Origin of the sequence: Aliterella atlantica CENA595 (genome assembly GCF_000952155.1) — a bacterium.
Classification (GTDB): domain Bacteria; phylum Cyanobacteriota; class Cyanobacteriia; order Cyanobacteriales; family Chroococcidiopsidaceae; genus Aliterella; species Aliterella atlantica.
On the sequence record NZ_JYON01000019.1, the window covers coordinates 60,233 to 82,265 of the forward strand.

Below are 22,033 nucleotides of genomic sequence, written 5' to 3' on the forward strand. Positions count from 1 at the left end.
TTATGGACATAACTATATTTTTGCAGCAGTTTTTAAACGGGTTATCTATCGGTAGCGCTTATGCTATTTTTGCTTTGGGTTATACGTTAATATTTTCAATTTTAGGAATTATTAATTTTGCTCATGGGGCAATTTTCACGCTAGGCGCTTACTTTACTTATACTTTAATGGGTGGAGCTTTTGGTTTTAGCGGTTTATTAGCAAACGCAGCTTTACCTATACAATTGCCTTTTGCTTTTGCCCTAATTTTAGGTAGTATATTAGCTGGATTAGTAGGCGTTGCGGTCGAACGTTTTGCCTTTCGCCCGTTGCGACGTAAAGGTTCCGATCCTTTGCTTACTGTTGTTTCTAGCTTAGGTGTTGCTGTTGTAATTGTAAACTTAATTCAGTATTTAGTGGGAGCAGAAAACTATACATTTCCTACTAACACTTATGGAAATTTACCACCAGCAATAAACTTCGGTACGGTAGAAAATCCTGTGCCAATTCGCACTGTGCAGGTAGTAATATTTTGCGTATCGGTAGTAATTTTACTTGTGCTTACCTATTTTATAAATAACACAAAATATGGTAAAGCAATGCAGGCGATCGCTGAGGATGCAACTACAGCAAGCTTACTCGGAATAAATAGCGATCGCTTTATAGTTTTGACGTTTTTTATCAGCAGCTTCCTAGCTGGATTAGCAGGAACTTTGGTGGCTTCTAGCGTAAGTATTTCTGGTCCTTTTTTTGGTATTAATTTTGGTTTAAAAGGATTAGCTGTAATTGTATTAGGCGGGTTAGGTAGTATTCCTGGCGCTGTATTGGGAGGCTTATTGATTGGCTTAATTGAGGCATTTGTTCCAGCAGAATATTCAGCCTATAAAGATGCTGTTGCTTTTGGCATACTGTTTATTATGCTAGTAGTGCGTCCGCAAGGATTGCTGGGAAGGCGCTTGATTCAAAAAGTTTAGTTGAAACTAATAGAAAATATCGCTCGGATCGTAATCCAATCCTTAAGTTATTTACTGAAACACGAGGTAAATTATGATACAACGGTAGTCTAACAATTTTGTGGCACAATTAAGGAGCGTGTTATTCTACCAACAAACGAGCAAGCACAAGCCTGCCTTCGGGTTTGTCAAATGTTTTCTAACTGCTACCGAAACATTGAGCTTTTCCGTTTCGACGAGCAGATAGGAGTTGTTTTCGTCTTTGCAGGAGAGGAACTACAGGTAATTATTAACTCTCAAGGACAATGGAGATTTTTGGATGCAACCGAACTTTGAGACAATGACAAATGCACAGCTAATTGCCTATGCTCTTGCTCATCGGGAACACATAGAACCTCTGCGAGTTCTTTATCAACGTAGAACACCGGATGCAGAAGCTGTTTGGTTCAATCTTCCTCAAACAGAAGAGGAAGCAAAACAGCAGTTCGATCAGTTTAAGCAGATAGTTGCTCAGAAAGATAATAAGCGCAATAATTCTGGCACTTTATCAGAATAAATTAAGTCACAAATCTGGATCTATTCCTTGCGATCGCAATTTCTCTTCTAACATTCGAGCGCGTTGTTCGGCTTGGATCGCACGTTGTTCTGCTTGCTGCGCGTACTCTTGCGCTGTCAAATATCTTTGCCCTTGCTCGTTATACCAATATAACCAGTCGCGGGTAATTCCTTGATGCGTTCCTTCTTCTTTACCAATTCCTAAACCAATTTCTGGTATCCATACAGGATTACCTGGGAGCAAATCATAGCTACCTTCAACCAAGCGATAAACTTCTAATGGTGGCTTGCGACGGCGGCGAGGATTGTACACAGCGTAGTACAAAATTCCGATTTCAGCATACTTAGCCCTTTTTTTGCTGTATTCGCCGCGATAAGTCTCTGAAACGATTTCGATGACTAAAATAGGTAGTTGCTTTTCCTCCCAAACTAAATAACTTAAGCGCAAATCTTCATCAATTAGACGCTCAACCCCTAAACTTAAAAATCCATCAGGCACGATCGCAGGTTCATCAGGATCGTAATATACCCCCATATCAACACCAAAATACCAATCCCAACGATCTCCCCAGATTCTAGCTAGGATTTCTTCTAACAAAGTTGGAATTAGATGTTGCAGTTGATTATCTAGGGGAGTATCGTCAGAACTAGGTAAGTCCTCGGCAGTAGGCAAATATTGTTGCGAACGGTACTCGAACATGGTAAGTTGCCCCAGAACTATCTAACTTACATCTTATTAGCAAAAAATGGCTGAATTTATCGCCACTTATGGAAATTTAATTGTCTCTATGGTACTAGGGGCAATGTTAGGGTTATCTCTATATTTACCCTTGATGGCTGGACAATTATCTCTAGCTAGTCCTGGATTTTATGCTTTAGGTGGTTATATTGCGGCAATTTTATCTACTAGCGTGTTTAAATCTTCTGCGCCATTATTTCCCATTCCCTTGTTGCTATTAGAGATGTTAATTGCTGGCGTAGTTTGCGGCATTTTGGGGATAGTAGTAGGTATTCCTGCGTTGCGCTTGAAGGGAATATATTTAGCGATCGCAACTATTGCTTTTGTCGAAGTTCTGCGCGTAGTATCCTTAAACTTAGAGATTACTGGCGGTGCAGTGGGGATTTTTGGCGTACCGCAACCATTTGAAAGTGCGATCGCTTATTTGTGGGTAGCTATACCTTTACTCTTACTTAGTATGGTATTTCTCTACCGTCTAGAGCAAATTAAAGTCGGTAGGGCTTTTGCAGCGATTCGAGAAGATGAACTAGCCGCCGATGCAATGGGTATCAATCCTACATACTACAAAGTTCTTGCCTTTACTTTAGGCGCAATATTAGCAGGGATGGTAGGGGCAATTAGCGCTCACTTCTTAAACACCTGGAACGCCCGTCAAGGCACGTTTGATGCCAGTATTATCTATTTGACCTTTGTCTTGATTGGTGGCTCTAGAAGCTTTGTAGGACCCGTTTTAGGAGGTATGGTATTTACAGCACTACCTGAAGTATTAAGGGCAATTGCCGATACTAGCGGTTTACCTAGTGCGATCGCCCAATTTCTCCGCGATGGGCGTTTAATTATATTTGGGTTGCTGATTGTATTCGGTACGATATTTTTTCCTCAAGGTTTAGTAACGCCAGAATTGTTTAAAAAGTCAAAAGTTAAAAGTCAAAAGTTAAGAGAACACTAGAACACACAACCAAATTTTCAACTACTTTTTCCTTGGCGCTTTTGGCGGTTCGTTTAAAAACCTTTTTCGCTACCCAATTAATTTATCTAATGGATGCAAGACTTAGCGATACTCCTCTTCTAGAAGTAAAAGCCTTAACTCGTAGCTTTGGTGGATTAATTGCGGTTAATAATGTTTCTTTTAATGTTAATAATAATGAAATTTTTGGTTTAATTGGACCTAATGGTGCTGGTAAAACAACGTTGTTCAACCTCATCAGCGGCTTGATGCCACCTTCTAGCGGAGAATTAATTTATCAAAATAAAGCGATCGCTAAACTTCGTCCTCATAAAATTGCTAGCTTGGGTATTGCGAGAACGTTTCAAAATATCCGCTTATTCGGCAACCTTTCAGCTTTGGAAAATGTAATTGTTGCTAGACATATTCATACTAATAGTAGCGTATTTACAGGCATATTAAATCTGCCACCTGCACCTGGGGAAGAAGCTAATACTAGGCAACAAGGCTTAGATTTATTGCAATTAGTAGGGCTGGGCGATCGCTTTGATGAAAAAGCTTGTAACTTTTCTTACGGCGATCAAAGAAGATTAGAAATTGCCCGCGCTTTAGCTTTAAAACCTAAAATATTACTGCTAGATGAACCAGCAGCAGGGATGAATCCAAATGAGAAGCAAAATTTGAGTGCATTTATTCGACAGATTTCTACTGAATTTAACTTGACAGTAATTTTAATCGAACATCACGTACCCCTAGTTATGGGATTATGCGATCGCATTGCTGTATTAAACTTTGGTAAACTAATTGCTTTGGGAAATCCAGCCGAAGTAAAAACCGATCCAGTTGTAATTGAAGCTTATTTAGGGGCGGAAGTATGACTGTTGCTGCACAAATTTTGGAAATTAAAAATTTATGCGTTAACTACGGCGGTATTCAAGCTTTAAAGAATATCGATTTACTTGTCAATAAAGGTGAGGTAGTAACGTTAATTGGCGCTAATGGTGCAGGTAAAAGTACGACATTACGGGCTATATCTAGATTAGTCAATTATCGGCAAGGAAATATATATTACAATGGACGCAATATTAGCCGCTATCCAGCTTATAAAGTAGTTAAGTTTGGTATTGCCCATTCTCCTGAAGGGCGAAAAATTCTTAGTCGATTAACTGTATTAGATAACTTAAATTTGGGAGCTTATATTCGCTCAGATAATAGTATTAAAACAGATATAGACAGACAATTTCAACTTTTTCCCCGTCTGGCAGAACGTCGCAATCAATTAGCTGGAACCCTTAGCGGGGGAGAACAACAAATGCTAGCGATCGCTCGCGCTTTGATGAGTAAGCCGCAATTATTATTATTAGATGAACCAAGTTTAGGACTAGCACCTGCAATAGTGCGAGATATTTTTGCAATTATTCAAAATCTTCGTTCTACAGGTATTACGATACTTTTAGTCGAACAAAATGCTAACTTAGCTTTGCAAATTGCCGATCGCGGTTACGTATTAGAAGCAGGTTGTATTACCTTGTCAGGAAAAGCCGCAGACTTACTCAATGATGAACGAGTGAAAAAAGCTTATTTAGGATAAATTTTATGTCTATACCAGCACTAAATACAGATACTATATGGGCTATTTTAAACGATGAAATTGACGACGCTACAGTAAATCAGTTGGTATGGCATTACTTAGGATATCGCTATCAAGAGCAAACAAATTCTTGGGATAATACTCACGTTGCTTCAGATTGGCAAAGCGAATATCCAGAACCACCAGACTTTATTGACAGTCGCCCTGCAACTGTAAAATTGACTCGCTCAATTCCTGCTGAAAATAAGCAACTTTTAAAAGAAGAATTAGGGTTTAAAGGCTATAAGATAGGCGAATTTGGACCTAGACAAACTCGGCGGGCTACAGCAGCTAGTTGGCTACTAAGCTATATGAAGTTTAATAATATCTCATAGACTGTTGATACATTCTGGTAGCACTTCCCACTTACTACTGCTTTACAGCAACAGAATTAGATTGAGTAGCGATCGCAATTTCCATACTACCTTTCAAACTCATCCCCAAAGCTCTAGCCACTTTCATCATACGGTCAAAACTAATTGCTGCATAGCGATCGGCTTCATAACGCTGAATTTGTTGTTCTTGAGTACCGATTTTTTCTGCTAGTTCTTTCTGCGTCATGCCTAAAATAATTCTGGCTTTGATTAGAACAACTGGTAGTTCGTTTATATCTGCAATTTGCAAAGTTTCGATACAGCCGCCCTTAAGTTCTTCGTACTCAGCAATTTCCTGTCTTAAACGAGCGATTAGCTTCTCATAGCTTTTCTTCTGCGATAGTACCTGCCGAGGATGTAATTTAGCATCTTGAAAATCGATATTAACTGATGCTTGCTCTAATTCCCTGAGTTTGGTTTGAGTAACCTTGTATTGACGTTCGTTTTGAATCATAAGTTTATCCTCTTAGTTAATCATTTAATTTTCTCGGATCGAGGGCAACAACTCCTCTGGGATTACCCAACTTATCAGTTTGCAAGAATAGATCGTAACCAATGATAGGAAATAGTTCTCCACAAAAAACATCTTGTTGGGAATCGATATCTTCCACGAATAATGGATCGAGCAGATCGAAATCGAGTCCAAAATTGTCATAGTAAGCATCAAAATCTTGTGGTTCTTCTTTAGCAGAAATAAAGCTCCCGCCAATAACGACGCGGGTACAACCAGCTATAGCTATTTCTGCAGGGCTGCGGCTAAACCTGTTGTCAATCTTTGCCTTTGGGGATTGGTTGCAAACCGTTGTATTAACTCCTGCCAGGAAATTTCATAGACTCCTGGCGGGAGATATCCTAGTTCATTAAATGGGGGCATTTAACAACCCAGCAAAAAAAGCGTGTTACAAGTTGATAATAACACTCTTTTTGTTTTAAGAATTCGCTTGGATATCAAAAAACATTAGCTACCGTCTATACTCATGTCGGCGCGATGTTACTAGCTTGACTAACACCTCTGTGCCATAAACTTTATCGACAAACTCAGATGACTACTGCAGCTAGATGGCAATTAAGTTATATGAAATCTCATCATGTTTCATAGACTGTTGATACATTCTGGAGTATTGTTTTTAGGATTATTTACTTTGGTACTAACTGCGTAGCTATGCATTGAATTAGCTGGATAGGGATGTAAAAGTGGTTGCACTAATTCAGGCTGTTGAATTTCTAAATCGAGCCAAGTGTCGTAATCTTTAGCATCAAGAATAACTGGCATTCTGTCGTGAATAGGACGTAATAAATCGTTGGCTTCTGTGGTCAAAATAGTACATGATGCGATCGCTTCTCCATCAGGCGATCGCCAATTTTCCCATAAACCCGCAAAAGCAAATGGCTGTCCGCTTTCTAAGCGAAAATAATAAGGTTGTTTTTTACCATCTTGACGCTGCCATTCATAAAAACCATCAGCAATAATTAAACATCGCCGCCGTCTTAAAGCAGATTTAAATGATGGCTTCTCGCTAGCCGTTTCGGAGCGAGCATTGATTAATTTTGCACTTATAGATGCATCTTTCGCCCAGGTAGGAATTAAACCCCAATGCAGCATTTGTAACTGTCTTTCACCCCGTTCGGGTGTTAATAATATTGCTGGGATCGATTGAGTAGGTGCGATATTATATCTCGGCTCTAAACTAGGAATTTCGGGGAGATTAAAAGTAGAGGCGATCGCATCTGTCGGCTGGCTCAAAGTAAATCTTCCGCACATAAATTTAATAGTTAATAGCTACTAAATTTTAGTGCTTACGGCAACTTTTTTTCCTCAGCTATTTGGTATAAAGGTGCAGGTTGTTCCTGAATGCGTGCTTCAATCGGTTTAACCTGCTCGATAAAAGTAATCAAAGTATTATATTCAGGTGGCTTGACACTTGGCAGGTAGCCTGCTGCTTGCGCTATATCTGGTAAAGCTTCATTCATAGCTTGGGCGATCGCATTACGCCGACTAGATTCAACACTAGGACTAATCAACACCGCTCCTGCTGGTACTCTTAAGCTAGTAAACAGAACTCGAAAATCTGCTTTAATCTCAGGGCGATAGCGATCGAACTCATCTCTAGATAATGCTCCCGCAGCGACTTCCCCTTTGGCTACCCATTCTAAAGTTGTTTGCGGCGTAGGAGAAATACGCACTTGTTTGGGAGTCGTACCGTAAAGACTATATAGCGGTACATAATAGCCTGTAGCCGAACCTGGTTGCCCTAAAGCTATAACCTTACCATTTAAGTCATTTAAGGCTTGGACAGGACTAGATTTAAGCACGATGATAATAGAGCGACGATTGCTTAACCCTTGCAGCGAAAATAAAGGTACGTACTTCGCCCTAGATATAGCGATCGCAGCCAATCCTGGTGGTGCAAATACTAAAGACCAAGCTTGACGCTGAATTTGCCTCACTGCTTGGACTTCATTGTATGCAGGTTCTAACTCTATTAAGGTTTTGGTTTGACTTTGCAAATAGTTAATAAAACTTTGAAATTGCTGGGCAGAACCTACCCCCTCTCCATAGGCAACTATACCAATGACTAATTTTTCTAACTGTTTGGTTGGGGTGGACTTAGATCGCGTACAACTGGCTAAGAGCAAGAGAATTTGAGCGAGCAATATACGGCGTGAAATTATACTCATTGGCAAAATATCTGCGGATTTCCACTCTTGCAAGACGTAGTATTTGTATCATCTATTAAAAGTGTTTTAGAAGTGGCGATGCTGAAAAACTTTAAACTTAGCAGAAAATTTAACGTATTGTTGCTGACAGTTTTTTTAGTAACAGTTGTTTGTAGTGGAATCGCTTTTTCGACAATCCTCAATCGCAACACCGAACAGCAAGTAACTCAAAGAGCAACACTGCTATTGCAAACTATGCTTTCGGTACGGCAATATACTTTGACTCAAGTCAATCCAGAGTTAGCGCCTCGGTTAGAAACAGATGCAGAATTTTTGCCGCAAACTGTTCCTGGCTATTCGGCGCGAGAAGTATTTGAGGAATTTCGCAAAAATCCAGAATATACTGACTTTTTCTACAAAGAAGCTACTCTCAATCCTACTAATCTACGCGATCGCGCTGATGGTTTTGAGACGGAGTTAGTCAGACGCTTTCAATCTAATACTGCCCTCAAAGAATTAACAGGTTATCGTGTATCACCTGCTGGCAATCTATTTTACATTGCTCGTCCAATTATAGTTGGGAAAGAAAGTTGCCTGCGCTGTCACAGCACCCCCGAAGCTGCTCCCAAGAGCCAATTAACTACTTACGGGAAGACTAACGGGTTTGGCTGGAAGTTAAATCAAATCGTTGGCGCTCAAATAATTTCTGTACCCGCAAGTGGTGTTGCTGATAGCACTCGTCAAGATTTCATGTTTCTGATGGGGATTGTTACAGGGGCGTTAGCGTTGGTTATGTTGGTTATTAACTTTTTACTGCAACGAACAGTAATTCGCCCAATAGAACGCATCGCTAGAGTAGCTAACGATGTCAGTATAGGTAACTTAGATGCGGAGTTTGAACAGCCGTCAAAAGATGAAATTGGCAAACTTACAGTAGCTTTCAATCGCATGAAAACTAGCTTAGTGATGGCGATGAATCTCCTTGATAAATAACTAGATTAGCTTTGCAGCGATTCAGTAAATAATTGGCTAAGTTCGCTGCTAGGAAGACATTTAGCTAAAGTTTCAACTAATTGAGTTTTCGATATATTTGGTTTGGTAGCTACAGTCTGCTTGACAAATAATGCCGCAATCGGTCCAATTAATTTTGCTAGTTCCAATTGGCATTTCATGACAAATTCTGGCTCAACAATTGGTGTATGGACGATCGCCGAACTAGCAGATATAGGCTGCTCCGCCAATAGTAAGGAGTTTTGGTCGTTGTATAGTAGATTTAGTTGCGATCGCAATTGCGATCGCTTTTCTGTAGGCATACGTTCTGTCAGCTGCTCTACCAAGTCTTGCCAATTTACAGCATAAACTAAGGCTTGTTTGAGCATGACTAAGCCAATAGGTCCAATTTCATTAACCAATAGTCGGTGCAGTTGCTCTTGCACATCTCTAGGTAACTCGAACTCTTCTACACGCGGGGTAAATACGTCTTGATTGGCTAATTCAACTGATAGTAAATACTGCGTGTTGTAGTTTGTTGGTTTTTGAGTAATATTTGTATGGCTATTTAGGGAGTGCAGGGCGGCTAATACTTCTCTGGCGTTTTGGTAGCGCTGGCGGTAGTCATAATGTACCATCCTTTCTAAAATATCTGCCAAACTGGGGCTAACGCGAGTTACATTTTTAAATAATATTTCGCTATGGCGGCTATCTTGAGGCAAATCTAAAGGATCTATGCCGCTGACAGCTTGGATACCAATCATGCCTACTGCATAGATATCGCTGCTAAATTGGGGGTTACAACTTTGTTGTTCGCTAGGCATATAGCCGGGGGAACCAACTGCTACCTTCATCCCAGTCGGATGAGCAAGTTGGGCGATTACTTTTTTTACAGCACCAAAATCCATCAAAACTATATTGCCGTCATCGCTACGTCTAATTAAGTTCGTAGGTTTAATGTTGCGGTGAATAATTTGCCTGGTATGGACAAAATCTAAGACGTGTAAAATACTTTGTAATAAGGCGATCGCTTCTGCTTCGATGAATTTCTTGCCTGGGATCAATTCTTCGCTCAAAAGATGACCTGCGATTAGCTCTTGCACTAAAAAGAACTCATTTTCTTGAGCAAAATGAGCTAACATCCGAGGAATTTGATCGTGACTGCCTAATCGATATAAGACTTCAGCTTCGCAGTCGAATAATTGTCTGGCTGCTTTCAGCGTTGCTAAATCCCGCACTTTTGGCTGAAATCGCTTGACTACGCACAGCGACTTACCTGGTAAGTAACAATCTTTAGCTACGTATGTCTGACTAAATTCACTACTACTAAGATGCCTAACGATTTGATAGTGACCCGCAAGCATCGTTTCCATTATAGTATTTCACTTTTTGAGTAACTTATCGAGCTTACATCGAAATTTACCAGTATAGCTATACTGTTATTCTTTGGTTGAATAATTTTATACAGCTAGATGATTAATATCACTTATAACTCAAACAGTAGATATCTTCACAGCTAACGAGTATTTTTCCGCTGCTGTTATGTTAAGTTTGATTGCGCTGGCAATTGGATAGATTTTCAGGCAGGAGCGATCGCCTTTAATATCTCAACTGAAGACAAGCTACTATTAGGACACTTTTCTGCTTGTCTCAAACAACTTATTACTTTTCAAAATTAAGTTGGTAGGCTACGAGAATAATAGATGCAGTAATAAAGTTTAAAAAGTTTAGAACCAGTGGGTAGGATAACTCCTTTCGTCTGCCAAATTATTAAAAACTACAGCACACAAGACCAGAATAATTGAACCTTCCAAGACGGGGGTAAGCAGAAATTGCCAAGATGGGTTCGTCATCATGACAACTAACGCAACTGCTCCCGAAGGTGGATGTACGGTTCTGGTGAACTGCATCATCCCAATTGCTGTTGCTACTGCTAAACCCATTGCCCAAGGGTGAGAACCGAAGAGATACAGAATACTTAGGCTAACTAGAGCAGCTACGATGTTGCCGCCAATGACATTGCGGGGTTGAGCTAAAGGACTATCAGGTACACCGAAGATTAAGACGCTAGTAGCACCGAAGGGAGCCATCAGCAAAGGAGTGTTAGTTTTCGTAGACAGGTAAGCCGTTGTTGCTATGGCGATAAAACTACCAAACCAACTCCAAAAGATATGCTGGTGATTAGGTTTATCTATAGGACACGTTAGAGGACATGAACGCCACTTTCCGCGAATCTTGAACCAGTAGTTATTCCATTTCAACTGAATGATTTTGTAATTCAACCAGGACAAATAGGTAGAATTAGTTCGTCCTTTGGATAAGTTTTCTTGATGATTTTTCACAGCAAATAAACTAAACAATTGGTAAATGATAGTAAGTGTTTAGTGAAATCCTCGTTATACAAATTTTTGCCGAGGAGAACAGGGGGTTACACTGGTAAATCTAAGCTTTCAAAATTACTAAATTACAAATGTCAAGATTCCATGACTTGTCGTATTTGCTAATTGTACCTTAGTAAAGTTTGCAGATAAGAATCAAACTTTATAATATTAATTTATATATAAAATTAGCTTTGCTTATATAAAGAGAAATATAGACTTTTAGGTTTAAAAGTTTTTAAAAGAGTAGCTTACTTGATTAGCGAAAGTTTTATAATTTAATACTTTGTTGTTTTGAATTTGGTTTAACTCTCATTGCTTTTTGCTGCTAGTTGTTTCAACCACAACCAGCCTGAAATACAACCAATTGCATAATGGGGAAAATCCCACAAAGAAAACGTAGAACCAAGTAGCAATCTACCTACAAGGGTAGAACGTATTTGCTCTAATCAAGGCGGATGCCACAGTTGCAAAAATTCTAACAGGCAGGTGTCAACAAAAATCAATATAGGAATTTGGTTAACTGTTTTGCGACTTTTTACGAACAAAAAAGCAAATAAACACTAAAATATCTCATAAAATATTGCTGCGCCATAATCATTTAGCCACTGCTGACCAAAACCGTTATAAAACTTGAAAAAAAAGCCCACCGCTGTAATGATGAGCAAAGAAAAAATATTATTGAAATATTTACTTTGATTGAATGTCATACAAGCAGAAGTTAGTTATTGCGTGCCTTGTATAACATACTTTTTACAAGATTGAGAAGCAGCATTTAGGGCTGAGTGCGGCTACCTGCACCAACTACGCCTATCTTGTGACGGTAAGACAACTCCGCACCAAACCACCCAGACAAGCTAGTAAGAGTACCGACAATCGTTGACAAAACTAATCCCCAAGGTAGTACGCCATCTATAGGATTGCCCCAACGTAATGCTAAGTTGATTGCAGTTAAAACTAGAAGGGTAACGTTTAGAATCATGTGCGCCCAACCTGCGGTACGCTTGCGGACTCTTTCTATTTGCAAAAAGTCGCTCATGCCAATAATAGCAGCGATAACCCCGCCACCTAAGCCAGCAACAATTAGCCAAAATGATGCTCGCGCCCAAAATTCATCGCGCAATAGCCAATAAACAGCATCCGTTACTAAAGCGCCTGCTAAAAAGGCAATCGGGAAAATAACACTTAAGGGATGCAAAGGATGTCCGGCGATCGCTACTGTACTAGGTACGCCTGTATCTTGGTATTCGCGATCGTCGCTCTCAATTATTGGTGGAATATTCGGGAACGGCGTACTACTGGTTTGCTGTCTTGTTTCCATGTGTTTTCCTGCTCTCCCCAGAGATTACGTCTGTATTCTACAAATTAATTCTAAGCAGAAGGGATTTTTTCAACGTGGGCTTCTGCTTGCATAGTTATTTTTCCAGCTTCTACTTTGAGCTTTTTGATACGTAAGGACATACCCTGTAAGTCAAAGTTACTAAGATTGAGAATTTGGCTAGTTTGAGCGACTAAAGCTTTGGTTAGTTCTGGCGATAGCTCCTCACCTTCACCGTACTCGACATTTTCTAGCGATATGGTTTGTCCGTTGGAGCTAACTACTGGTTTAGCACTAAATGCCACTCGACTTGTGCGATCGCCTGCCGATACGCTAGCACTTAGCACTACTTTATCGTCGCCTGGTAGTTGAAAATCTACTTTCTGGGCGCTAATTGTGGTAGTTTCACCTTCAAGTTGCACTGGCAAATTACTCAGTTGCGATCGCACGTATTCTGAATTAAAGGCGCGGTTTATATCTGCTTGTGTCAGAACTGCGCGGACGCTCGCATCAGTAGGCTTAGTCAGTTCAATTTTACCAAACGTGGCGCTGAGTGGATTTACAGCTACACCTTTCATGTGCATATCCAACTCTTCTACGCGGAGGTCTTTTTTCATCACCAGACCATCGCCAGCAATTTTTACTTCATCTACCTGACCTTGAACTAACTTAATTGGATCGGTCTTGACATCTACATCTAAATTTTCTACTTCATCTAGTTGGCTAGATATACCAACTTCCGCTGCCTTGTTCAAGGCTTGTTCGCCTAATCCTGGCTGGTCTTGCATTACTACTATTGTGCTTCAACTTTCTGATCCCTACTCACGTAAATCTAGCGATTTGCTCTATGAATATGTATCTGTCTTCTGGTGGAGGAAGCTTTTTCTTAATTATTTATCCTTATTAGAAGGGTCAAGGTAGTTATCTAACTAAAGAATCTATTGATTTTTTCTATAAATGTCTGCCAACTAGAAAGAATAAAATATTAAGCGGTTACTAAGAGCCTTTATATAACTGCATTTTATCTACTATATCTTCAATTATTTCTTTTTAATTAGTAGCCGATCCGTCAAAAGAAGGATGGAATTCAAAGTTCATTTGTGACACCCTAAAAACATCAGCCGATCCGAAAATTTGAGAGGATATTTAAAAATGGTAACAACCTTAGATGATACCAAACGCTCTGCGCTGGGTGTTAAGTTGGCAGACATAAAAGCAATTCAAAACTTGCTCATCTCCAACGAACAGAAGTTTATCAGTGAAATTAACGACCAAGAAATTCGCGACCGCTTTGAGCATATGCTCGAAGATGACCAAAAGAATTTGGGCGTATTAGACACAGTAATTGTGCAGTATGGCGTTCAAGGTGAACCCAAAGATACAATTAAGCAAATGGTAGACAAGCTGCAGCAACTCATGCAAGGTTCTGAACTTACCATTTACGAAAAAGTATTTCAACATGAATTGCTCAAGCACCAGCAAGTAATGAGCGGTTTGACAGTACACAAAGCAGCACAAAAAATTGGTGCTGACGTATTGGCGGCGATCGCTCCCTTAAACACTATTAACTTTGAAAACCGCGCTCACCAAGAGCAACTCAAGGGCGTTCTTGAAGTTCTTGGCGTACGCGAACTCACAGGTCAAGAAGTAGATCAAGGCATCTGGGGTCGCGTTCAAGACGCTATGGCAGCATTAAGCGGTGTTGTAGGTAGCGTAGTTACCCAAACTAGCGACAAGCAGGACATGAACATCCAAGACATCATTCGGATGGATCATGCCAAAGTAAATACTTTGTTTACTCAGGTTGCTGCTACAGACGATCCGCAAAAGTTACAAGAGTATTTCGGTCAGATTTACAAAGACCTACTTGCTCATGCTGAAGCTGAAGAGCAAGTAGTGTATCCTGCTGTTCGTCCTTTCTACGGCGAAAGTGATACTACCGAGTTGTACGACGAGCAAGCTGAAATGAAGCAGATGCTAGACGAAATTAAAGCATCCGATCCAGCAGCAACAGATGAATTCAAGTCGAAGATTAGAAAGCTAATGGATGCTGTTGGCGATCACATTCGTCAAGAGGAAAGCACAATGTTTGCCGCTATCCGCGACAACATGAGCAGCGACCAAAGCGAGCAATTGGCTACACAGTTCAAGTCTGCTAAGAGCCAGATCCAACAAAAGATGTCCTAGTCTTTGTTCTGGGTTCTAAGTCTGAGTCAAATTTCTTAAATACATAGTTTGAGCTAAAAGTCTACCAATGCAAAACGGTAGACTTTTTTATCGGAATTGCACTAATTTTTTTCTATTATGCTGCACTATGCAACAACAATTTGTTAACGTAAAGATTAATCATTTGGAGGTGATAAGGGCTGATGGATATTTTAGAGTTAATCAAACAAAATCGTCAAACAATTAAAGAATTGTTTTTAAAAATTGAGACTGCACAAGAAACTGAAAAGTTATATGAATACTTTAATAAGATTTACGAAGAATTAATTACATATTCTCAAGCTGAAGAGTCAACTTTATATACATCTATGAGCAAATATCAAGGAAATGAAGAATTAATTGAAGTTGCTAAAGCAGAGCATCAAGAATCAAAGAAATTATTAGAAGAAATGGAATTTTTTAGTCCTACTTCATCTGAATTTAAACATAAGTTTCAGCAACTCAAACAGGTGGTTTATCAACACTGGGAGAAAGAAGAAAAATTTATTTTTATGCAATCTCAGAAATTAGTAAGCCAGCAGGAAAAAGAACAATTAGGCAATAAATTTGTCGACCTTAAAAATAAGTTACAACAAGAACTAATGATGAATTAAAATTTGCATTCAACTCTCGCTCGAAAAGTCATAAAATTATCTTAAAATCTACAAAAAAGTGAGAAGATAGCATATTATCTTCTCACTTTTCAAGCTTAAGCGAAATTATAGAAAAATTTGAATCTCACCTTGGTTTTATGACAATTTAGCCATTAACTACAGCACCACCGTTGGGATGTAAAACTTGACCTGACATATAAGACGCATCATCTGAAGCTAAAAATACAAAGCTAGGAGCAACTTCTTCTGGTTGTCCCGCTCTTGCCATTGGTACTTCTTTGCCGAAGCTTGCAACTTTATCTTCAGGGAAAGTAGCAGGAATCAATGGTGTCCAAATTGGACCAGGCGCAACAGCATTGACGCGAATACCTTTTTCTACCAAACTTTGGGAAAGCGATCGCGTAAAGGCAACAATTGCCCCTTTGGTTGAGGAATAATCTAATAATTGCTGGTTGCCTTTATATGCAGTTACAGAGGTAGTATTGACGATCGCACTACCTTCTTTGAGGTGCTTCATCGCTGCTTTAGTCAAGAAAAACATCGAAAAAATATTAGTGCGGAAAGTTCTCTCCAACTGTTCGGCGGTAATATCCTCAATACTTTCTTGTGGGTGCTGTTCGGCTGCATTGTTAACTAAAATATCGAGTTGGCCAAATTCATCAACTGTTTGTTGTACCAATTGCTGACAAAAGTTTTCACTGCCAATATCACCAGCAATCGCTACAGCACGACGACCTTGTTTTTCTACTAACTGCTTTGTTTCTTTAGCGTCGTCGTGTTCGTTTAAGTAGGCGATCGCTACATCTGCGCCTTCTTTGGCAAATGCGATCGCCACCGCGCGACCAATACCGCTATCTGCACCTGTAATTAAAGCAACTTTACCCTCTAATTTCCCGCTACCGCGATACTGAGAATCGTCAGCTTTGGGTTTGGGGGTCATTTCCGATTCTATACCTGGTTGTTGGTCTTGAGATTGCGGCGGTTGTAGTTCTTCTGGCATATCATTTAGCTCCTCAATAGTATTGTATTAAAACGACCTTTAACTAAATAAGCATTGCGCTTTTGGCTGGGAAAAGGAAAAAGAAGGGATATTTTTCCTTTAAATACCATTTCCCTACCAGCCAAATTTAGTTGTTATCGGCTAACTAAAAATTTACCAACTGGAGTATGTTAAATTCTCATGCTAAGGAGAGATAAAAATATTTGATTATCAATCTTGAGGCAGACAAAAATTTTCTAACTGTGATGTTAATAACTTAGCTATTTATTAATAGATGCGATCGCTAAAATCCACTCCAAGCTTCTTGAATAAAACCGATAGCTATTTGCACCAAGGGCCATCCCAATAAACAAATTACAGTAGACCAAGCAGTGTTAATATCTAATCCTTGGCGGGCTGCAACAACTACAGTTAATAAACTCCAAACAGACAAAATAAGTTCAATCGGCTCCCCTAAAAGTGGAATTAATGTTAAAAAGTTGAGGACTTGAGGTGCATAAGCAAACCCAATAGGAATTAATAGATCTTTATAGCTTGGCGGATTTTGTCTTATTAACTTACCAATTAGCCAAATAGTTAAAGTCCAAAAATAATATCCTAATAAAACGCTAAGACCATCGACTAAAAGCACTAAAGGCAAAATAGAAATAGCTGTCCAGTTGATGATGAAAACTACAGCAGTACCCAAAGCGTGAGAAATAGCAGCTAAAATAACAATTGTTTGAGCTACGCGATCGGTTAAAGGCGTGCTACGCGCATCCTCATAAAAGTTAGCATCCAAAGCTAAAGCGCTGCCCAATGTTTTTAATAGCCCTCTTCTTGTTTCTTTGTTCCTCACTATCAATTCCTATAATTTTAAATAACTGTAGGTTATTATTTAACTTAAGTTATTAACTATATATTAAATGCTGCAATTACTAGCTAAAATAATTTTCTGGTTGCGAGGCGGGAGTTTAAGACTATTAACAATAGCACTAATAATTTTGTTAGTTTGGGGTACGATTTCACCTGTTGGAACGTTAATTTGGTGGGCAAATGAGGGTGTGGATTTACTGGGATTGAGAAGCAATTCTAAAGTGTTGCCACCAAGCAACAACACAAATTCAACTCCTAAATCTTCGCAGCTAAGTTGTTATATTGTCTTTCTACCAGGAGTAGGAGATTTCTCCGCAAACCAACTAACGCCAGGAGAAGAGGTATTTTTAGACCAGATAATTGCCTCTCATCCTAACTGTATCGCCGTTAGCGATGTATTTCCTTACTCAGCAAACAATGAAAGCTTAGGCGGAAAGCGGGTACTTGCTCCCTTATGGAACTTTGCCGATCGCGCTCAAGGTTGGCTGGCGGTAACAAATGTTATTATCAAAATTCGTAATTTGTGGCGATTTGCCATTTCTGCCGATCCTCGCTACGGTCCAATATACAACCAAGGCATTGCGACAGCAGTAATCGAGCGCATGGAAGCGCAGCAGCCTATTCCTAAAGGGACAAAACAACCATTGCAACTTATTCTCGTTGGTACTAGCGGCGGCGTTCAAGTTGCCTTGGGTGCGGCGGATTATCTCAATCGCAGGCTAAACACTGAAATTACTGTCATCTCTTTAGGTGGCGTATTTGCAGGTACAAATGGATTTATAGCTAGCGATCGCGTTTACCACTTACACGGGGAACGAGATTGGGTGGAAAATATTGGTGCGATCGTCTTTCCTTCGCGCTGGCGTTGGAGTGTAGCATCACCATTCAATCAAGCGCGGATACAGAACCATTATGCAGTTCAAAGTAGCGGTCCTCATACTCATGACGGCGATGAGGGGTATTTTGGTCAAGCTATGGTCAATTCCAAGGGCGTGACTTATGTAGATTTAACGCTGCAAGACGTTAATAAATTACCTATTTGGTCAGAACGAAAGTAGGGAAAAGGGCAAGTTTTTTGGCGATCGCTCATGCACCCAAATATTTCATAATCTGCTTACTAGGTGAGGTTGTCTTTAAGTATATTTACTATTAATTGCTAAAAAACTGCTTACTTTCTAATTATTTAATTCCTGCGATAGATGTTTTAATCTAATTATTTCTATTTCTACTAATGCTGTTTTTATAAACTTTTTTATTTCCATAAATTAGTCACAAATTATACATAGCTTAGACATAACTTAGGCACTTGATGACTATTAAGTTGTGAAAATGTATGAGCTTAACAAAGTTGGATGATTTTGATTTTTTGAGTAACTGAAATTCAACTGCAATCTGAGTTTGACAAGCAATAAAGAATTCGGATGCAAGTACAGATAGTTAATTACACAAAGCAAGGGTAATGAGGAGACAAAAGTGGGATTCAACAGAAGAGAATTACTCAAACTAGGTGCGCTAGCAGGCGGCGGACTTTTACTACCCGTAGGGCTGGCACAGCGTACTTGGGCAAAGGACATTTATGAAGGAGGCAATTTTCCTCAAGATCCTATAGCTGAACCCATCGACCCACCACCTCCCTTTCAAGTTAAACTTCCCATTCCTCCGGTACTTCAACCTACACGCAGAGATGCCACAACTGATTACTACACTATCGTGCAGCAGGAGGCAAATCAGCAGATTATTCCAGGATTACCACCAACTCGCATTTGGGGTTACAACGGTATTTATCCTGGACCGACAATTATTGCCCAGAAAAATCGCTTAGTAAATGTCAGCCAAGTTAATAGACTGCCAGATCCAGTGTCAACTCACTTGCATGGACAGTCAACGCTACATACATACGATGGCTACCCAGTAGACCTGATTCAACCAGGTCAATCCCAGATATATAAGTATCCTAATTTAAACTTGGCTACCACAATGTGGTATCACGATCATGCTCTGCACATGACTTCGACGCACTTATATAGAGGGCTAACTGGTTTATACATACTCAGAGATGAAGTAGAAGCTCAACTACCTATCCCAAAAACTTATGGTGTAGACGATATTCCTTTAGTAATTGCAGATAGGTTATTTGCACCTGACGGGCAGTTGATTTATGAAGTTCAAGGCAATCAAGGCGTTGCAGGGAATATCTTCCTTGTAAATGGTGCGCCAATGCCCAGAATGGAAGTAGGTACTAAAAAGTATCGCTTCCGAGTTTTGAATGGGTCAGATTTATTAGCTCATCACTATCGCCTCAGTACGGGAGATCCCTTTATTATGATTGGGACTGATACTGCACTGATGCCTAGACCGCAGACGGTGGAAAGTTTTAGAATAGGTGCGGCAGAACGATACGAATTCATTATTGACTTTTCTAAATATCCCGTTGGCACTCAGGTAGTGTTACAAAACATCTGGGACGATATAGGCGATCCCACACCTATTATGCGTTTTGACGTGGTGCGCCAAGAAGCGGATACCACCACAATTCCCTCTGTACTGCGTCCTGACGTACAAAGAATTATGGAACAAGAGTTTATTCCAGCTAATGCTGTACGAACTCGCAAGTTCGAGTGGGGAAGACGAAATGGATTGTGGGCAATCAACGGTTTAGTCTGGGATACGCAAAGAGTAGATGCTACTCCTACTAATGGCGATATTGAAATTTGGGAATTGTACAACAAAGCAGGTGGTTGGTGGCATCCTATCCACATTCACTTGATAATTAACGGATTTAAGATTCTTGACCGTAATGGTAAACCGCCTTTCCCATACGAGCGCGGGCTAAAAGATACTGCTTTTATCGGTCAAAACGAACACGTCCGCGTTATTGGTAGATGGGCTCCTTACACAGGTAGATTTGTTTTCCATTGCCACAACGCATACCACGAAGACCATGACATGATGAGTCAGTTTGAGGTGATACCTAGTCGAACGTTTACGCCACCTACTGTACCTAATTTTCCTTAATTCTTAGTTGAGGGCGATCGCCCCAGTGCGACCGCTCTACGAAAACCTTAGTAATAGAGCTTTATTCACACCTCTATTAAGCACAGATAATAGTTGTGGGTAAGACAATGCAAAAGTATATATCAACTACTATAGGCATCGCCCTGCTTCCATTCGTTTGTGCGATCGCTACATTTAAAAGCGTTATTGCTCAAGAATATTCAGGCTGTTTTTTGATTACAACAGCAGGTACAGTAGTTGAACTAAATAAATTATGTACTCTAAATGACGAGCAAACAGCAGAACCTTTAGAGTTTAGCGGTCTTGAATTTCAACCGCCAATAGCTGGTCTTAAATCTGCTGGAATTCAAGGCTCTGTTACCAATCGATCTAATAAAGTAATACTTTTAAAAACAATATACTTTCAATTACTAGCAAATAATCGAGTTGTTGCTGCTAGTAATATTCAAGTAGAAACAGGTAATGGTTTGCAGCCAGGAGAATCACTTTCCTTTAATGCAGGGATCGGTAGTAGCATAGACGGCTTACCAGAAGATGGAGTTAAGGTAGAAGTAATTAAATATGAGTAATAAATAGTTTTAAAGCACATAAATTATATTTTCCTTTTGCAGCGAAGATAATTATGGCAACATTCAAGTACAAGTAATATCTACACAAAACACTAATTAACTATTGTTTCTAACGATTCTCATGAATACAAGCAAAAATACACAAAATAAAGCTACACTTCCTTTCCTAAATCGAAGAGTAAAAATAGGAATAGTAACTGCATTAAGTGGGCTAAATGTTATAGCTTATTTAGTACCTGCAAACTCACAACACAGCGATCATTCATCACCTACAAATACAACCACACAAGGACATCGCTCATCGCCAACAACTTCAGAGCGAAAGCAGGATTCATTGTTAAATAGAACAACTACACAAGAACAAAATTCATCCCTAAAAACTCCTCCTCAAGGACAAGCTGAAATAACTGAAGAAGAAATTGAACACTTCGAGGTTCCAACACATACGCCTCAAGAACGTGAGGTTGAGCAGTTGGTGAACCAAGGATTAGAAAAACTTGCTAAGAAAAACTATCAAGGCGCACTTGCTGACTTTAATAAAGTGCTGGTAATGAATTCGGAACACGAAACAACCTACCGCTTGCGGGGGGAACTTCTTCGCCACATGAAGGACTATAAAGCCGCAGTTAAAGATTACACCCAAGCGATCGCACTAAATCCCTTATATTGGTCTAATTACGTCAGCCGAGGAGAAATATACGAGATTGTCGGCAACTATCATCACGCAATGGGAGATTACGGTAAAGCAATCGAACTGTATCCTGAAGATGGTATTGGCTATACCCATAGAGGTGCTGTGCAAGCTAGGTTGGGAAACTATCAAGCGGCAATGAAAGACTATGAAAACGCGATCGCTATTAATCCCGCTCGCGCTGAAGCTTATCTCAATCGAGGTAAGCTTTATGTCAAGTTAGGCAACATTAAAAGATATAGCAAAGACGAGCGAGAATCTGCAAGGCTGCACGAAAAAGCGATCGCAGACTATCAACAAGCTGCAAAACTTTTTTCTGAGCAAGGATATGTAGCAGAATTACAGGAAGCAAGAAACCTCTCGCAAGCACTTAAGCAACGCTTAGTCCCAGCACGAGCGACAAGATAGCAAGAATTTTTTAGTTCCGGCTAGCGGTGTAACTTAAACAAAACTTACAGTTGATGACTAAAACCATTCGTCCGCTCGAACTGATGCACCCTATGGGGAAGATATAAAGTATCAGCACATAAGTAAATAAACTTAAAGGTAGAGATTTTGTAGATT

The 22,033-nt window shown here is 39.8% G+C and carries 24 protein-coding genes and 2 pseudogenes; 14 read left to right on the forward strand and 12 right to left on the reverse strand.

The genetic code is table 11. From position 1 onward, the window contains the following. The first annotated feature begins 2 nt into the window (after positions 1-2). The 3 genes from UH38_RS16730 (at position 3) to UH38_RS16735 (ending at position 1,488) form a co-directional block, all read left to right on the forward strand. Entirely contained in the window at positions 3-953 is a 951-nt protein-coding gene (locus UH38_RS16730; RefSeq protein WP_045055818.1) for a branched-chain amino acid ABC transporter permease, read from the forward strand. 123 nt (positions 954-1,076) lie between these two features. After that, positions 1,077-1,268 (forward strand): DUF6888 family protein, encoded by a 192-nt coding sequence (locus UH38_RS28230; protein ID WP_144405708.1) that lies wholly within the window; start codon positions 1,077-1,079, stop codon positions 1,266-1,268. Beyond that, positions 1,252-1,488, forward strand: coding sequence for a DUF6887 family protein (locus UH38_RS16735; protein WP_045055819.1), 237 nt, complete (start codon positions 1,252-1,254; stop codon positions 1,486-1,488). Before UH38_RS28230 ends, UH38_RS16735 begins: the two co-directional genes overlap by 17 nt. Positions 1,489-1,494: 6 nt before the next feature. Here UH38_RS16735 and UH38_RS16740 read toward each other — a convergent pair whose 3' ends face one another. Beyond that, entirely contained in the window at positions 1,495-2,187 is a 693-nt protein-coding gene (locus UH38_RS16740) for a Uma2 family endonuclease (protein WP_045055820.1), read from the reverse strand. A gap of 46 nt (positions 2,188-2,233) precedes the next feature. Between UH38_RS16740 and UH38_RS16745 the strand changes: the two genes are divergently transcribed. The 4 genes from UH38_RS16745 (at position 2,234) to UH38_RS16760 (ending at position 5,137) form a co-directional block, all read left to right on the forward strand. Beyond that, the gene (locus UH38_RS16745) at positions 2,234-3,175 is read left to right on the forward strand and encodes a branched-chain amino acid ABC transporter permease (protein WP_045055821.1); all 942 of its coding nucleotides are present in this window, start codon (positions 2,234-2,236) and stop codon (positions 3,173-3,175) included. Positions 3,176-3,264: 89 nt separating this feature from the next. Continuing rightward, entirely contained in the window at positions 3,265-4,050 is a 786-nt protein-coding gene (locus UH38_RS16750; protein WP_144405707.1) for an ABC transporter ATP-binding protein, read from the forward strand. Further along, positions 4,047-4,763, forward strand: coding sequence for an ABC transporter ATP-binding protein (locus UH38_RS16755; protein WP_045055822.1), 717 nt, complete (start codon positions 4,047-4,049; stop codon positions 4,761-4,763). The genes UH38_RS16750 and UH38_RS16755 overlap by 4 nt, the downstream gene beginning before the upstream one ends. A 5-nt stretch (positions 4,764-4,768) precedes the next feature. Continuing rightward, positions 4,769-5,137 (forward strand): DUF1823 family protein, encoded by a 369-nt coding sequence (locus tag UH38_RS16760; protein WP_045055823.1) that lies wholly within the window; start codon positions 4,769-4,771, stop codon positions 5,135-5,137. A gap of 34 nt (positions 5,138-5,171) precedes the next feature. On the opposite strand, the gene UH38_RS16765 is transcribed toward UH38_RS16760, so the two are convergent. The 4 genes and pseudogenes from UH38_RS16765 to UH38_RS16780 all read right to left on the reverse strand — a co-directional run bounded on the left by UH38_RS16765 (position 5,172) and on the right by UH38_RS16780 (position 7,855). Next, positions 5,172-5,630 carry a helix-turn-helix transcriptional regulator gene (locus tag UH38_RS16765; RefSeq protein WP_045055824.1) on the reverse strand — a complete coding sequence of 153 codons (459 nt, stop codon included), beginning with the start codon at positions 5,628-5,630 and terminating at the stop codon, positions 5,172-5,174. A 16-nt stretch (positions 5,631-5,646) separates the two neighbouring features. Then, positions 5,647-6,050 (reverse strand): annotated as a pseudogene (locus tag UH38_RS28235) (DUF6932 family protein). Between the two features lie 219 nt (positions 6,051-6,269). Continuing rightward, a complete protein-coding gene (locus tag UH38_RS16775; RefSeq protein ID WP_045055825.1) occupies positions 6,270-6,938 on the reverse strand; it encodes an SOS response-associated peptidase in 669 nt (222 codons plus the stop codon). 35 nt (positions 6,939-6,973) lie between these two features. After that, entirely contained in the window at positions 6,974-7,855 is an 882-nt protein-coding gene (locus tag UH38_RS16780) for a phosphate/phosphite/phosphonate ABC transporter substrate-binding protein (RefSeq protein WP_045055863.1), read from the reverse strand. A 78-nt stretch (positions 7,856-7,933) separates the two neighbouring features. Between UH38_RS16780 and UH38_RS16785 the strand changes: the two genes are divergently transcribed. Next, positions 7,934-8,827 (forward strand): c-type heme family protein, encoded by an 894-nt coding sequence (locus UH38_RS16785; protein ID WP_045055864.1) that lies wholly within the window; start codon positions 7,934-7,936, stop codon positions 8,825-8,827. Between the two features lie 5 nt (positions 8,828-8,832). Here UH38_RS16785 and UH38_RS24920 read toward each other — a convergent pair whose 3' ends face one another. From UH38_RS24920 to UH38_RS16810, 5 genes and pseudogenes are all read right to left on the reverse strand, one after another. Then, positions 8,833-10,197, reverse strand: coding sequence for a serine/threonine-protein kinase (locus tag UH38_RS24920; RefSeq protein ID WP_052672429.1), 1,365 nt, complete (start codon positions 10,195-10,197; stop codon positions 8,833-8,835). A 354-nt stretch (positions 10,198-10,551) separates the two neighbouring features. Beyond that, complete coding sequence (locus UH38_RS16795; RefSeq protein WP_045055866.1) at positions 10,552-11,106, reverse strand: HPP family protein; 555 nt, start codon at positions 11,104-11,106, stop codon at positions 10,552-10,554. A gap of 401 nt (positions 11,107-11,507) precedes the next feature. Beyond that, a pseudogene (locus UH38_RS28240) lies at positions 11,508-11,912 on the reverse strand (ribosomal maturation YjgA family protein). Between the two features lie 65 nt (positions 11,913-11,977). Then, on the reverse strand, positions 11,978-12,523 hold the full coding sequence (locus UH38_RS16805; RefSeq protein ID WP_045055826.1) for a DUF2231 domain-containing protein: 546 nt from the start codon (positions 12,521-12,523) through the stop codon (positions 11,978-11,980). Between the two features lie 50 nt (positions 12,524-12,573). Continuing rightward, a complete protein-coding gene (locus UH38_RS16810; RefSeq protein ID WP_045055827.1) occupies positions 12,574-13,308 on the reverse strand; it encodes an LmeA family phospholipid-binding protein in 735 nt (244 codons plus the stop codon). A 364-nt stretch (positions 13,309-13,672) separates the two neighbouring features. Here UH38_RS16810 and UH38_RS16815 point away from each other — a divergent pair, with 364 nt between their 5' ends. Then, entirely contained in the window at positions 13,673-14,707 is a 1,035-nt protein-coding gene (locus UH38_RS16815) for a hemerythrin domain-containing protein (protein ID WP_045055828.1), read from the forward strand. A gap of 182 nt (positions 14,708-14,889) precedes the next feature. After that, a complete protein-coding gene (locus tag UH38_RS16820; protein WP_045055829.1) occupies positions 14,890-15,339 on the forward strand; it encodes a hemerythrin domain-containing protein in 450 nt (149 codons plus the stop codon). 145 nt (positions 15,340-15,484) lie between these two features. Here UH38_RS16820 and UH38_RS16825 read toward each other — a convergent pair whose 3' ends face one another. Both UH38_RS16825 and UH38_RS16830 read right to left on the reverse strand, forming a co-directional pair. Further along, a complete protein-coding gene (locus UH38_RS16825; protein ID WP_045055830.1) occupies positions 15,485-16,339 on the reverse strand; it encodes an SDR family oxidoreductase in 855 nt (284 codons plus the stop codon). 283 nt (positions 16,340-16,622) lie between these two features. Beyond that, positions 16,623-17,177: a hypothetical protein gene (locus UH38_RS16830; RefSeq protein WP_045055831.1), complete on the reverse strand. Its 555-nt coding sequence runs from the start codon at positions 17,175-17,177 to the stop codon at positions 16,623-16,625. A gap of 67 nt (positions 17,178-17,244) precedes the next feature. Here UH38_RS16830 and UH38_RS16835 point away from each other — a divergent pair, with 67 nt between their 5' ends. The 4 genes from UH38_RS16835 to UH38_RS24925 all read left to right on the forward strand — a co-directional run bounded on the left by UH38_RS16835 (position 17,245) and on the right by UH38_RS24925 (position 21,877). Then, positions 17,245-18,252 (forward strand): hypothetical protein, encoded by a 1,008-nt coding sequence (locus UH38_RS16835; protein WP_045055832.1) that lies wholly within the window; start codon positions 17,245-17,247, stop codon positions 18,250-18,252. A 415-nt stretch (positions 18,253-18,667) separates the two neighbouring features. After that, a complete protein-coding gene (locus UH38_RS16840) occupies positions 18,668-20,209 on the forward strand; it encodes a multicopper oxidase family protein (protein WP_045055833.1) in 1,542 nt (513 codons plus the stop codon). A 107-nt stretch (positions 20,210-20,316) separates the two neighbouring features. Continuing rightward, entirely contained in the window at positions 20,317-20,778 is a 462-nt protein-coding gene (locus UH38_RS16845; protein WP_045055834.1) for an FxLYD domain-containing protein, read from the forward strand. Between the two features lie 121 nt (positions 20,779-20,899). Then, positions 20,900-21,877: a tetratricopeptide repeat protein gene (locus UH38_RS24925; protein ID WP_052672430.1), complete on the forward strand. Its 978-nt coding sequence runs from the start codon at positions 20,900-20,902 to the stop codon at positions 21,875-21,877. The last annotated feature ends 156 nt before the right edge of the window (positions 21,878-22,033 follow it).